We start from the raw sequence: 13,468 nt of genomic DNA on the forward strand, positions 1-13,468 counted from the left end.
ATTGCGCCTGTGGCGCCGGATCGACGGGCGGGACGCTGGCTTGCCTGTCCAAACGCGCAAGGTCTAGGTTCAGCGCAACGGAGTTCCAAGCCATGAGTAGTGTCACGCGTCGGGCCGCATTGATCGGAGGGTCGGTGCTGCCTCTTGCATCGCTTGTATCGTCGGGTACGGCGCGCGCAGGCGCGCTTTCCCGAGCGGCCGATCCGGCTGATCATCCCGTGGGCGGCCGGCGGGCCGGCCGACGGCGGCTTTCGCATCCTCGCCGAAGCCTCCGCCAAGAAGCTCGGCCAGCCGGTGGCGGTCGAGAACAAGGCGGGGGCCTCCGGCGTGCTGGGCGCCATCGCCCTGCAGGAGGCCAAGCCGGACGGCTACGTCGTCTCCCAGATGCACATGAGCGTGCTGCGCCAGCCGCTGCTCAATCCTCAGCTGCCTTACCATCCGATCAAGGACCTAACCTACATCCTGCAGATCACCGGCTTCGTGATGGGCGTCGTGGTGCGGACCGACGCGCCGTGGCGCACGCTCGGCGAGCTGCTCGACCATGCCAAGGCCAATCCGGGCAAGCTGAACTACGGCACGCTCGGCATTGGCTCGACCCAGCATCTCGCAATGGAGCGGATCGGTCTCGCCAGGAGCCTCAGCTGGACACACGCGCCCTATCGCGGCACGGCCGACACGTTGCGCGCGCTGCTGGGTGGCGAGATCGACTTCGCCTCGGAATCGTCGGGCTGGGCGCCGATGGTGATGGCCGGCAAGCTGCGCCTGCTCGCGGTCTTCACGGCGCAACGCGCCAAGCGCTTCCCCGAGGTGCCGACGGTGCGCGAGCTCGGCATGGACATCGTCGTCGAGAGTCCCGGCGGGCTGATCGGTCCGCGCAACATGGATCCCGCCGTGGTCGCCGTCCTGGCCGACGCGTTTCGCGCCGCCGCCCAGACGCCGGAGCACCTTAAGTTCCTGGACAACATGGACCAGCCGCTGCTGCTGCTCGAGGGCCCGGCCTATCGCGAGGCGATGACGCGCACGCTCGAGGAAGAGCGCACGCTGCTGCGCCGGCTGAATCTGATGTCAGGTTGATCGTCACGGGACCGCGGGCGTCTCGCCCGCTCATGAGCATGGCTTGTCGGGCACCTGCCGCCGTGACGGGGTATCGTCCTTCTGCGGCAGGTGTCCGACAACCCTAAGCATGAGCGGGCGAGACGCCCGCGGACCCGTGAAGAGAAGCCTCGCTAGCGCGTATAGACCGTCGTGGTGGTCTCGGGGGTCGTGTAGGTGGTTGCCGTGACGGTGGGCGCTGGCGTGACGACGGCAGCCGTCGCCGGCGCGGGGTGGACGGTCCGGGTCTCGGTATAGCTGCAGGCAGACAGGGCCGCGGCAAGGGCCATCGCGGCCGCAATGATCGGTTTCATGGCTTGCTCCTCGTCAAGAATCGTATGATTGGTGAACGTCCCCTTCCTGCGGCGGTTGCGACACCGGAACGCGCCAGAGGCATGGAGAGGCCCCTGTTGCCCCGCGGCCACACCATGAATAGTGGTCATTGAACCGCTTTACGAAAACGAACGATGCCGCGTGCAAGCGGCCCGAGGGAGGATCGAGACCAATGGCCAAGCCGCTGCGCCTGGGCGTCGCCTACGATTTTCGCAATCCGGCCGAATCCGGTATGAGCCACCAGGCGCTCTACGCCGCGATCATGGATCAGGTGACCTGGCTCGACGGGCTGGGGCTCGATCTCGTCTGGTTCACCGAGCATCATTTCGTCGAGGACGGCTACCTGCCGTCGTGGATCCCCGTCGCCGCGGCGATGGCGGCGCGGACCAGGTACGTGCGCTTCTCCTGCGACGTCTGCCTGCTGCCGTTCAACCATCCGATCCGTCTCGCCGAGGATCTCGCCGTGCTCGACAACATCAGCGGCGGGCGCGTCGAGATCGGCGTCGGCATGGGCTATGCGCCGCACGAGTTCCGCGGCTTCGGCTTGCCGGTGTCGCGCCGGGTGTCGCTGACCGACGAAGGCATCGCCGTGCTGAAGCGCGCCTTCACCGGCGAGAAGTTCAGCTTCGAGGGCAAGCGCTACACTTTCCAGGACGTCGCCATCACGCCGCGCTACGTGCAGTCCGGCGGGCCGCCGCTGTGGGTGGCGGCGATGTCGGAGGCCGGCGCGCTCCGGGCGGCGCGCTTCGGCGCCAACCTGCTGCCGCAGGGGCCGCGCGCCCAGTCGCTCGACGCCTGGACGAAGCAGGTGCGCGCCGACGGCCGCGACCCGGCGTCGTTCCGCATCGGCATCATCCGTTCCTGCCTGGTGACGGACGACCGCGAGCGCGACTGGGCCGCCGTCCGCGTCGCCGAGCGGCGGCGCATGGAGATCTACAACCGCTTCCGCGAGGAGGCGGGCGGGCATGGCGGCGTCGCCGGCATCACCGAGGCCGAGCGCATCCCGCAGACCTGGGTGGTCGGCAACGTCGAACATTGCGTGGCCGAGCTCTCGGCCTTCATCGAGCAGCACGGGCTGACCGATATCGTCTCGTGGGCGGTGCCGCCCGGCCTGCGGCCGGACGACATGAGCGCCAGCCTGGAGCGCTATGCGCGTGATGTTGCACCGCGGCTGAGGGCACGCTTCGGTGGCGGCGCCTGACGGCGGCGCTTGAGGCGGTCCGCCGCCCATAGGATATATATGTCTCGGTGTGCGAACGGCCTGTGCCGGCATGCGGCCTCGGATCGGGGCGGCGCCGGTGGCCGGGACCTGAATGCGTGAAGGGGTACACGTGCGAGCCTGGATTTGGCGTATCGCGGCGACCTGTGTCTTCGTGGCGGTGGTCGCGGCTGGAGTGTTGTGGTGGAAGCAGCCGCCGGCCAAGCAGGCCGCGCCGCAGGCGCCGCCGCCGCCCGAGGTCGGCGTGGTCGAGCTGAAGACGGCCAACGTCCCGCTGCCACTCGAGTTTTCCGGCCGCGTGGCGAGCTTCCGCGCGGTCGAGATCCGTGCCCAGGTGAGCGGCGTGCTGCAGAAGCGCGAGTTCCAGGAGGGCGCCATCGTCAAGGCGGGGGAGGTGCTGTTCCGCATCGATCCGCGCACCTACGAAGCGGCGCTGTCGCGCGCGACCGCCCAGGCCGCCCAGGCGAAGGCGACCCTCGTCCAGGCCGAGGAGAACTTCAAGCGCGTCGAAGGGCTGGCGTCGCAGAAGGTGTCGACGCAGAAGAGTCTCGAGGACGCCATCGCCGCCCGCGACCAAGCGCGCGCAGCCGTCCAGTCGACCGAGGCCGACGTGCTGACGGCCCGGCTCAATCTCGAATTCACCACCATCAAGGCGCCGGTCACCGGGCCGACCAGCCTTGTCGCGCCGGCCGAGGGCACGCTGATCCAGGCCCAGCAGACCGTGCTGACGACGATCACGCAGCTCGACCCGGCCTACGTGAACTTCACCTTTACCGAGGGCGAGATGCGCCAGCTCCAGGAGGTCGAGCGGCCGCAGGGCGAGCTGTTCGATCCCGACACCGTCAAGGTCGAGCTGCAGTTCGGCGACGGCGCGGTCTATCCGCAGCTCGGCAAGATCGACATGCGCTCGCGCACCATCGACCCGCGCACCGGCACGATTCTGATCCGCGCCATGTTCCCCAACAGCGACGGCGCTCTGCTGCCCGGCCAGTTCGTGCGCGTGAAGCTGACCGGCATCGTGCTGCAGAACGCCATCGTGGTGCCCAAGGCCGCGATCTCGCAGGGTCCGCTCGGCGCCTTCGTCTACGCCATCGAGCCCGACTCGGTGGCGCGCGCGCGCCAGGTGCGCATCTTCCGCGAGCTCGACAACGGCTTCATCGTGCGCAAGGGCCTGAAGACGGGCGACCGCATCGTCGTCGACGGCGTCATCCGCGTGCGGCCGGGCAACGTCGTGAGGCCGGTTCCGATGGCGGCGGCCCCTCGAGGTGCCGCGCAATCGGGCGGCGCGCCATCGGGCGCCGCGCCATCGGGCGCCGGGCAGCCGGCCGCGGGCGGCAAGCAGTGATCTCGAAATTCTTCATCGACCGGCCGGTCTTCGCCTCGGTCCTGTCGATCGTCATCGTGCTGGCCGGGCTGGTCGCCATACGCGTGCTGCCAATCTCGCAGTATCCGCAGATCGTGCCGCCGGAAATCATCGTATCGGCGAATTATCCGGGCGCCACGGCGGAGACCATCGCGCAGACCGTGGCGGCGCCGCTCGAGCAGCAGATCAACGGCGTCGAGCGCATGATCTACATGACCTCGACCTCGACCGGCTCAGGCACCATGAGCCTGTCGGTAACGTTCGACATCGGCACCAATCCCGACCAGAACGCGATAAACGTCAACAACCGGGTGCAACGCGCCCTGCCGCTGCTGCCCGCCGAGGTGGCGCGCCAGGGCATCACCGTGCAGAAACGCTCGACGTCGATCCTGCAGGTGATCACCATGTCGTCGCCGGACAACCGCTACGACACGATCTACATCAGCAACTACGCGCTGGTGAACATCCTCGACGAGCTGCGCCGCCTGCCTGGCGTCGGCGATGCCGCCCTGTTCGGCGCCTCGGACTATTCGATGCGGATCTGGCTCCGGCCGGACAAGCTCGCCCAGTTCAACCTGACGCCGGCCGACGTCGCCGCCGTGATCCGCGAGCAGAACCAGCAGTTCGCCGCCGGCCGCTTCGGCGAGGAGCCGATGAACAACCCGCAGGTCTTCACCTACTCGGTGACGACGCCGCCGCGCCTGGTCGACCGCACCCAGTTCGAGGACATCATCATCCGTTCCGAGGAGAACGGCGGCGCGCTCAGGCTGAAGGACGTTGCGCGTGTCGAGCTGGGGGCGCTGCTCTACGGCTTTTCCGGCACCTTCGACGGCTCGCCGGCAGTGCCGATCGCGGTCTACCTGCAGCCCGGCGCCAATGCGCTGGCCGTCGCGGCCCTGGTACGCGAGACCATGGAACGCATCTCCAAGCGCTTCCCTGTGGGCCTGCGCTACGACATTCCGTTCGACACCACGCGCTTCGTCGAGGTCTCGATCAAGGAGGTCGCCATCACCTTCGCCGAGGCGATCCTGCTGGTCGTGCTGGTGGTGTACCTGTTCCTGCAGAGCGTGCGGGCGATGATCATCCCGGTCATCGCCATCCCGGTATCGATCGTCGGCACCTTCGCCGGCATGTACATCCTGGGCTTCTCGATCAACCTGCTGACCCTGTTCGGCCTGGTGCTGGCGATCGGCATCGTGGTCGATGACGCCATCGTCGTGCTGGAGAACGTCGAGCGCATCATGTCGACCACCGGCAAGGGGCCGCGCGAGGCCGCCATCCAGGCGATGCAGGAGGTGACCGGCCCGGTCGTCGCCATCGTGCTGGTGCTGTGCGCGGTGTTCATCCCGGTGTCGTTTCTGGGCGGCCTGGCGGGCGAGCTCTACCGTCAGTTCGCCGTCACCATCGCCGTCTCGGTGGTGATCTCGGGTTTGGTGGCGTTGACGCTCACGCCGGCGCTGGCCGCGCTGATCCTCAGGCCGTCGCACGGCAGGCCATTCGCGCCGTTCCGCGTCTTCAACCGCTTCTTCGCCTGGACGACGGCGCGTTACACCGGCGGCGTCGGCTTCCTGGTGCGGCACGCCGTGCTCGGCGTGGCGGGCTTCGCCATCGTGCTGGGCGCGACCTGGGCCCTGTTCCAGCGCATCCCGGGCAGTCTCGTGCCCGCCGAGGACCAGGGCTACGTCTTCATGGTGACGATCCTGCCGCCCGCCGCCGCCATCGCGCGCACGCGCGAGGTCACCAGAGAGGCGACGGCGGCCCTGCTGAAGAACCCGGCGGTGGCCCATGTCGTCACCTTCTCGGGCTTCGACCTGCTGTCGCGCGCGCTGAAGACCAATGCCGGCATCTCGTTCGTGACCCTGAAGGACTGGTCGCAGCGTCCCGATGCGGCCCAGGACGCGCGCAACATCGCGCCGGCGCTCGCCCGCATCAACGCCAACTTCAGGGACGGCATCGTCATCGGCTTCAACCCGCCGCCGATCATCGGCATCAGCGTCACCGGCGGCTTCGAGTTCTACCTGCAGGATCGCTCCGGCGGGCCGCTGACCGCCCTCGGCGAGGCGGTCAACAAGGTCGTGGCGGCGGCCAACCAGCGGCCCGAGCTGCGCGGCGTGCAGACGACCTTCACGACCAGCGTGCCGCAGTACCGCATCGACGTCGACCGCGACAAGGCGCGCGCGCTCGGCATCCCGATCAACGCCATCTTCGACACCATGCAGAGCTCGTTCGGCAGCCTCTATGTCAACGACTTCTCGCTGTTCGGCCGGACCTATCGCGTCAGCCTGTCGTCGGAGGCCGACTACCGCGAGAAGCCGGACGACATGCGCCACGTCTTCGTGCGCTCCGACAACAACGTCATGGTACCGCTCAGCGAACTGGTGACTTTTACGCGCATTCTTGGACCCGATGCGGTCGAGCGCTTCAACATCTTCCCCGCCGCCAAGGTGATCGGCGGGCCGGCGCCCGGCTACTCGTCAGGCCAGGCGATCGCCGCGATGCGGGACGTCGTCGCCAAGACCGTGTCCAACGACTTCACCATCGGCTGGATCGGCTCGGCCTACCAGGAGATCGCTACCGCGGGCTCGGGCCAGCTCGGCTTCGTGTTCGGCCTGATCATGGTGTTCCTGATCCTGGCGGCACAGTACGAGCGCTGGTCGCTGCCGCTCGCCGTGCTGACCGCCGTTCCCTTCGCCGTGCTGGGCGCGCTCGTTGCCATCTGGTGGCGCGGCCTCGACAACGACGTCTATTTCCAGATCGGCCTGGTCACCCTGATCGGCCTCGCCGCCAAGAACGCCATCCTGATCATCGAGTTCGCCGCCCAGCGCCATCGCCAGGGGCTCACGGTCTACGACGCCGCGATCGAGGCCGCGCGCCTGCGCTTCCGGCCGATCGTCATGACCTCGCTCGCTTTCGTGCTGGGCGTGCTGCCGCTCGCCATCAGCACCGGCGCCGGCTCGGCCAGCCGCCATTCGATCGGCACCGGCGTGATCGGCGGCATGCTGGCCGCCACCTTCGTCGCCATCCTGTTCGTGCCCGTATTCTTCCGACTGCTGACGCCGGCCAGGAAGACGCCGGCGAAGGCGGCGGATGCACCCGGTGCGACTTTCGATCGGCCTTCGCCCGCGCCGGGGGAGGGCGGGTGACGGCTGCGGCGTGGATGCGACGTTCCTGCTCCTTCAGGATCGGCTCGCCAGACCTCGGACAAGCGGACGCCTGAGCTTCAAGTCAGAGTTCGACGACGAAGGAGAGTTGCTTCGTCGACTTGAGCGCCGAGAACAGACGATCCCACGCTTCGACGACCACGATGCAGCGTGGGTCGCCGCAGAGAGGCAGACCGTGAACGGGAAATGCGTGGCGACTTCCCGAATTGACCAGCACGACGCCTGCGTGATGCCGATGCTTGACCTCCGCGTCGCCGTCGAAGCGCTGAGCATAGTCTCCCGGATAGTCGAACACCTCGAACGCAGCGTTGTTGGCGATCGTCAGTCTCGTGCCGGCCACTCCCGTCGGCCTCCTGCTCGGCCGGAACTCATGCAAATGGTCCCACTGCGTGACGTGGAGTGCGCCGGTTCCAGCGGATCGGTCGGCTGCGCGCCAAGTCTCCAGGGTCGTGCCAGTGGGAGTTCGCAGGGTGGTCAGCCGGATCGGTCTGCCTGCGACGACGCCAGCAACCTTTCCGTCGCGCGGGCGATAGATGAGATAAGAGCTCGCCACTGCTCCGCAACTCCACCGTTCGCCAAGGAATGTTATGCCCCATGGACCAAGATGAACAGTCCCGAGGCACGTGAGACATCAGTCGGCTGCGCTCGCGTCCTCGACGGGTCGAATGCGTCGTACGAAGGCGCGGGCGATGGCATCGCCCGCGCGATCCGCCGCGGCAGCGTGCCGGTCGGCGTGTTCGGGGTAACGATCGAGCCATCCGGGCGCGACCCGCTCGGCGACATGGCGGTACTCGACCAGCCAGGCTTCGACGACCTCTGTGCTGGCTTCGAAGTGGAACTGAGCGCCATAGGCTGCCCGGCCGATGCGGAAACACTGGTTGGGCACGACGGAGCCGGAAACGAGCCGCACGGCATTGTCGGGCAGAGAGAAGGTGTCGACATGCCAATGAAAGCTGTCGAACCGCGCACCAAGCTCGGCGAACAGGGGATCGGCCGAGCCTTCCGGAGTGACGTCGAGCGTCGTCCAGGCGAACTCGCGGGCGCCGCCGAGGAGGTTATCTCCGCCATAGGCGCGCGCGAGCAATTGCGCGCCGAGACAGATCCCCAGGACCGGCTTGTCGGCATCGCCAAACTGGCGCATCAGGCCGGCGAGGAGGGGGAGGTAGGGATAGTGGTCGTCGTCGACCGCGCTCTGCTTTCCGCCGAGCACGACCAGGGCGTCATGCTCGCGAATGCCTGACGGCAGTGCGCCATCCCGCCAGGGGCGAAACCAGTCGACCCGGGCGCCGGCATCGTCGAGGGCCCGGCCCAGCGTGCCCAGATACGTGTTTTCCATGTTCTCGACGACGGCGACACGCATCCTGCTCTCCTCCGTCCGTAGCCATCACTTTCGAGGAACCATCGCGCCCGATCAACATCGGGGCAACCTGGCCGGACCGACCTCGTTCCGCTGAACAGTTCCGCCCCGGAGGTGAACCATGCACGGCCACTCCTATCTGCGCCTGGTCGTCATGGCGGCATTGTCGTTCGTGGCAATGTACGTCCTGATGTATGCGATGGTGAATGCCTTCGCCAATGTCCTGCCCAATCTCAACCAGGCCTACATGGCCGGACTCATGACGGCGCCGATGGTGATCATCGAGTTGCTGGTGATGCGCCCCATGTACGACAGACGCGGGTGGAACATCACCATCCTTGGCGTGAGCGCAGCGGCCCTGATGGCCTGCTGGTTCGCGATCCGCGGACAGGTGGCGATCGCCGACCGCGAGTTTCTGAAGTCGATGATCCCGCATCACGCCGGCGCCATCCTGATGTGTGAGGAGGCAAGGATCGACAGTCCCGAGATACGCAAGCTTTGCCAGGATATCATCGCCGGCCAGCAGGCCGAAATCGACCAGATGAAGGCCCTGCTGGACAAGGCCGCTTAGGGCACATGGGACCCCGCCGTCAGCGGCGCCGGCTGTCCAGCACTTCCAGCAGCTCGTCGATCTTGGTCTGCCGCTCGCGTTCGTTGCCGCCATGGAAGGCGTCCGCCACGCAATGCCGCAGATGATCGCCCAGCGTTTCCTGCTCGACCTTGTGGAGCGCCGCGCGCACGGCGCGGATCTGGGTCAGGACGTCGATGCAGTAGCGCTCTTCCTCGATCATGCGAGCGATGCCACGCACCTGGCCCTCGATTCGCCCCAGGCGCGCCAGCTGGGATCTCTTCAATCTCTCATTCATGGCTTGAACTATACCCCGGTAGGGTATAAATGGCAAGCCATGAGCAAGAATTCCTGCTGCCACGCCGGGCACACGCACGACCACCACCCCCAGGGCGCGCCCGCCAAGGCGGAGCATGATCATCACCATAACCATGCGCCGTCCGACATCGCCATCGATCCCATCTGCGGGATGAAGGTGAAGGTGGCGACCGCCAAGCACACCGCGGCCCATGGCGGCCAGACCTGGTATTTCTGCAATCCCAAGTGCCTCGCGAAGTTCACGGCGGAGCCCGAGCGCTATCTCGCGCCGTCGCGGGCACCCGAGCCGGAGATGCCGGCCGGCACCATCTACACCTGCCCCATGCACCCGCAGATCCGCCAGGTCGGTCCGGGCAGCTGCCCGATCTGCGGCATGGCGCTGGAACCGGAGGTCGTCTCGGCGGACAGCGGCCCCAATCACGAGCTCGCCGACATGACGCGCCGCTTCTGGATCGGCCTGGTGCTGGCGGTGCCGGTGATGGCCCTGGAGATGGGCGGGCACCTCACCAACCTGCACATGGTCCTGGGCCAGGAGCTCTCGAACTGGCTTCAGTTCGTGCTCGCCACGCCCGTGGTGCTGTGGGCGGGCTGGCCGTTCTTCGTGCGCGGCTGGCAGTCGCTGAAGACGCGCAACCTCAACATGTTCACCCTGATCGCCATGGGCACGGGCGTCGCCTGGTTGTACAGCGTCGTGGCCGTCGCCGTGCCCGGCATTTTCCCGCCGACCTTCCGCGGCGCCGAGGGAACCGTCGCCGTCTATTTCGAGGCCGCCGCGGTGATCACGGTCCTGGTGCTGCTCGGGCAAGTCCTCGAGCTGCGCGCCCGCGACCAGACCTCGGGCGCCATCCGGGCCTTGCTCGATCTCGCGCCCAAGACCGCGCGTCGCCTCAAGGGTGACGGTTCGGACGAGGAGGTATTGCTCGACGCCATCGCCGTCGATGACCGGCTGCGCGTGCGGCCGGGCGAGAAGGTGCCGGTCGACGGGGAGGTGATCGAGGGCCGTTCGTCGCTCGACGAATCGATGGTGACCGGTGAGTCCATGCCCGTCACCAAGGAGCCCGGCGCCAAGGTGATTGCCGGTACGGTGAACTCGACCGGCAGCTTGGTGATGCGCGCCGAGAAGGTCGGCCGCGACACCATGCTGGCGCGCATCGTGCAGATGGTCGCCGAGGCGCAGCGCTCGCGCGCGCCGATCCAGCGTTTGGCCGACTCGGTCGCGGGGTATTTCGTGCCCACGGTCATGGCGATCGCGCTGGTCGCCTTCGCCGCCTGGGTGGTGTGGGGACCCGAGCCGCGGCTGGCCTTCGGGCTGGTGGCGGCGGTGACCGTGCTGATCATCGCCTGCCCCTGCGCGCTCGGACTGGCGACGCCGATGTCGATCATGGTCGGCGTCGGACGGGGCGCGCAGGCCGGCGTCCTGATCAAGAATGCGGAGGCCTTGGAGCGCATGGAGCGGGTCGACACGCTTGTAGTCGACAAGACGGGCACGCTGACCGAGGGCAGGCCCAAGGTGGTCGCGATCGTTGCGGCGGCGGGCTTCGCCGAAGCGGAGGTGCTGCGGCTCGCCGCCAGTGCGGAGAAGGCGAGCGAGCATCCGCTTGCGATGGCTGTCGTCGCGGCGGCAGCCGAGCGCAAGCTCGCCCTGTCCGGTGTGACCGACTTCGACTCGCCCACCGGCAAGGGCGTCGTGGGTGTCGTCGACGGGCGCCGGCTGGCTCTGGGCAATGCGCGTTTCCTGCGCGAGCTCGGCATCGAGACACCGACCCTCGAGGCCGAGGCCGAGCGCCAGCGCCAGGAGGGGGCAACCGCCATCTTCCTCGCGATCGACGGCAAGGAAGCCGCCATCTTCGCCATCGCCGACCCGGTGAAGGAGACGACGCCGGCGGCGCTCCAGGCGCTGACCCGGGAGAAGGTGCGCGTGGTCATGCTGACTGGCGACAACCGCACCACCGCGCAGGCAATCGGGCGGCGGCTCGGCATCACCGAGGTCGAGGCCGAGGTGCTGCCCGACCAGAAGAGCGCCGTGGTCGAGAAGCTGCGCCGCGAAGGGCGCGTGGTGGCCATGGCCGGCGACGGCGTGAACGATGCGCCGGCGCTGGCCGCGGCCGATGTCGGCATCGCCATGGGCACGGGCACCGACGTGGCGATCGAGAGCGCCGGCGTCACCCTGCTCAAAGGCGATCTCATGGGCATCGTGAAGGCCCGCCACCTCTCGCAGGGGACCATGAGCAACATCCGGCAGAACCTGTTTTTCGCCTTTGTCTACAACGCAGCGGGCGTGCCAATTGCGGCGGGCGTGCTTTACCCGGTGTTCGGCCTCCTTCTCTCACCGGTACTGGCGGCCGCGGCGATGGCGCTGAGCTCGGTCAGCGTCGTCGGCAACTCGTTGCGCTTGCGCGGGTTACGTCTCTAGGCTGAAGGTTCCGCGGACAGGTGCTTGACCAGATGCGCCTCGAGTCGGTCGATGGCCGGCGAGGCGCGCTGATGGGTCTTTTCCAGTCGCACGCGCAACGATCGAAGCTCCGGGAAGCCGTCCTCGGCGCCGAGGCGGCGCATGTCGGGCGTCACGCTGCTGTCGACCATCACGGTGACGGCGAGGCCTGATGTAACCGCGGCACGCAGCCCGGTCATGTTGCGGCTCAGCACGGCGACGCGATAACGTCGCTTCATCGTCTCGAGCGCACCCAGCATCACCTGGCCGTAGCTTTCGTTGTGATCCCACAGGGCGATCGGCAGGGGATCGCGACTGTGGATGTCGCCCTCGGTCGGCCCGACCCAGACGATGCGGTCGTGGAAGGCGAGCGAGCCCTTGCCGCGCGGGCCCTCGCCCTCGGTGACGAAGGCGAGGTCGATCGAGCCGTCCGCCAGGCGCGCGACGAGGTTGCGCGATTCGTCGATCACCACGTCGACGGTGGCCTGCGGGTGGACGAGCGCGAAGGCCTGCAGCACCGACTTCAGGATGCGAGGGGCGTAGTCCTCGGGCAGGCCGAGCACCACCACGCCGTCCAGCCCGGCGCGGCCGAACGCCGCCATCACGTCGGCGGTGCGACCAAGGATGTCGCGGGCGTGACCGATCAGCAGCTCGCCATGCTCGGTCAGGGCGATGCCGGCACCGCCGCGCCGGAACAGCGGGCGGCCGAGCGAAGATTCCAGCCGCCGCACCTGCAGGCTGACGGCCGACTGGGTACGGCCGACGCGGCGCGCCGCCTCGGTGAAGCTGCGCGTGTCGCAGATGGCGACGAAGGTCTTCAGCAAATCGATATCCATGCCGCGCCGCGATCCGGGTCATGAGGGACGCTCATGCGCCATATTTCGACTACTCGTTGGACCACGCAACCTCGGCGATGCATGTCGGCGCCCCGGCGGGTTGTCCGCCTGCGAAGGAGATGTCGATGTCGAGCCGTGAATTCGAGATCATGCCGGCCAGCCTGGCTGACGCCGAACCCTTGAGGGCCATGCAGGCGCGTTCGATGCGTGTGCTGGGTGGCGGCTACTACCCCGTGAGCACGATCGAGAGCTTCCTGCGCTCGCCCGGCACGATGGACGACGCCGTGCTCGCTGAGGGCCGCTACCTGGTGGCGCGCGACGGCGCGGGCCGCATCGTCGGCAGCGGCGGCTGGTCCCGACTTCAGCCTGGCTATGCCAAAGGCGGAGTCGCCATGCCGATGGCGCGCGACCGGGCGGTGGTGCGCAGCGTGTTCGTCGAGCCCGCCTGCGCGCGGCAGGGGATCGGCGGAGCGATCATGCGGCGCATCGAGGACGACTCGGCGGCCGCCGGTGTCGAGACGCTGGCGCTTACCGCGACGCTTTCGGGGATGCCGCTCTACGGCGTGCTGGGCTACATCGTGCTGCGGCCGCGCACCCTGGTGCTGGGCGACGGCGCTCCTTTCGAGGCCATCGAAATGGAGAAGAGGCTGACCTGCCGGAAAGCCGCCTGAGAACGGCGCTTCCCGAACGCAGCGAGGACCTTTCCTGCCGCCTTGAAGGTCCCTTGCTGTGCTCGGGATGACGTCGTCGTGCAATCAATTGCACGCGCCTGGCTGCATTCTGCAGCCGC

General features: G+C 67.9%; 12 protein-coding genes. 7 read left to right on the top strand and 5 right to left on the bottom strand.

The annotated features are described in order from the left end of the window. The first annotated feature begins 144 nt into the window (after nt 1-144). Nucleotides 145-1,074, top strand: coding sequence for a tripartite tricarboxylate transporter substrate binding protein (locus AB7O82_RS11140; RefSeq protein ID WP_428538449.1), 930 nt, complete (start codon nt 145-147; stop codon nt 1,072-1,074). A gap of 152 nt (nt 1,075-1,226) precedes the next feature. On the opposite strand, the gene AB7O82_RS11145 is transcribed toward AB7O82_RS11140, so the two are convergent. Then, complete coding sequence (locus AB7O82_RS11145) at nt 1,227-1,406, bottom strand: hypothetical protein (protein ID WP_428619403.1); 180 nt, start codon at nt 1,404-1,406, stop codon at nt 1,227-1,229. A gap of 191 nt (nt 1,407-1,597) precedes the next feature. On the opposite strand from AB7O82_RS11145, the gene AB7O82_RS11150 reads away from it, so the two are divergent. From AB7O82_RS11150 to AB7O82_RS11160, 3 genes are all read left to right on the top strand, one after another. Continuing rightward, the gene (locus AB7O82_RS11150) at nt 1,598-2,626 is read left to right on the top strand and encodes an LLM class flavin-dependent oxidoreductase (protein ID WP_428538455.1); all 1,029 of its coding nucleotides are present in this window, start codon (nt 1,598-1,600) and stop codon (nt 2,624-2,626) included. Nucleotides 2,627-2,756: 130 nt separating this feature from the next. Next, the gene (locus tag AB7O82_RS11155; RefSeq protein ID WP_428619405.1) at nt 2,757-3,989 is read left to right on the top strand and encodes an efflux RND transporter periplasmic adaptor subunit; all 1,233 of its coding nucleotides are present in this window, start codon (nt 2,757-2,759) and stop codon (nt 3,987-3,989) included. Further along, nucleotides 3,989-7,150 (top strand): efflux RND transporter permease subunit, encoded by a 3,162-nt coding sequence (locus AB7O82_RS11160; protein ID WP_428538600.1) that lies wholly within the window; start codon nt 3,989-3,991, stop codon nt 7,148-7,150. The genes AB7O82_RS11155 and AB7O82_RS11160 overlap by 1 nt, the downstream gene beginning before the upstream one ends. Before the next feature lie 82 nt (nt 7,151-7,232). Here AB7O82_RS11160 and AB7O82_RS11165 read toward each other — a convergent pair whose 3' ends face one another. Next, nucleotides 7,233-7,508, bottom strand: coding sequence for a hypothetical protein (locus tag AB7O82_RS11165; protein WP_428538461.1), 276 nt, complete (start codon nt 7,506-7,508; stop codon nt 7,233-7,235). A gap of 291 nt (nt 7,509-7,799) precedes the next feature. Further along, complete coding sequence (locus AB7O82_RS11170) at nt 7,800-8,528, bottom strand: type 1 glutamine amidotransferase (protein ID WP_428538464.1); 729 nt, start codon at nt 8,526-8,528, stop codon at nt 7,800-7,802. Between the two features lie 118 nt (nt 8,529-8,646). Here AB7O82_RS11170 and AB7O82_RS11175 point away from each other — a divergent pair, with 118 nt between their 5' ends. Next, entirely contained in the window at nt 8,647-9,096 is a 450-nt protein-coding gene (locus tag AB7O82_RS11175; RefSeq protein WP_428538467.1) for a DUF305 domain-containing protein, read from the top strand. Between the two features lie 19 nt (nt 9,097-9,115). Here AB7O82_RS11175 and AB7O82_RS11180 read toward each other — a convergent pair whose 3' ends face one another. Next, on the bottom strand, nt 9,116-9,391 hold the full coding sequence (locus AB7O82_RS11180; protein WP_428538470.1) for a metal-sensitive transcriptional regulator: 276 nt from the start codon (nt 9,389-9,391) through the stop codon (nt 9,116-9,118). 39 nt (nt 9,392-9,430) lie between these two features. On the opposite strand from AB7O82_RS11180, the gene AB7O82_RS11185 reads away from it, so the two are divergent. Further along, on the top strand, nt 9,431-11,824 hold the full coding sequence (locus AB7O82_RS11185; protein WP_428538473.1) for a heavy metal translocating P-type ATPase: 2,394 nt from the start codon (nt 9,431-9,433) through the stop codon (nt 11,822-11,824). Here AB7O82_RS11185 and AB7O82_RS11190 read toward each other — a convergent pair. Further along, nucleotides 11,821-12,678 (bottom strand): LysR family transcriptional regulator, encoded by an 858-nt coding sequence (locus AB7O82_RS11190; RefSeq protein ID WP_428538476.1) that lies wholly within the window; start codon nt 12,676-12,678, stop codon nt 11,821-11,823. The genes AB7O82_RS11185 and AB7O82_RS11190 overlap by 4 nt on opposite strands. 125 nt (nt 12,679-12,803) lie before the next feature. On the opposite strand from AB7O82_RS11190, the gene AB7O82_RS11195 reads away from it, so the two are divergent. Continuing rightward, nucleotides 12,804-13,349 carry a GNAT family N-acetyltransferase gene (locus AB7O82_RS11195; protein ID WP_428538479.1) on the top strand — a complete coding sequence of 182 codons (546 nt, stop codon included), beginning with the start codon at nt 12,804-12,806 and terminating at the stop codon, nt 13,347-13,349. The last annotated feature ends 119 nt before the right edge of the window (nt 13,350-13,468 follow it).

The sequence above is a fragment of the Reyranella sp. genome (genome assembly GCF_050185545.1).
Lineage (GTDB): Bacteria > Pseudomonadota > Alphaproteobacteria > Reyranellales > Reyranellaceae > Reyranella.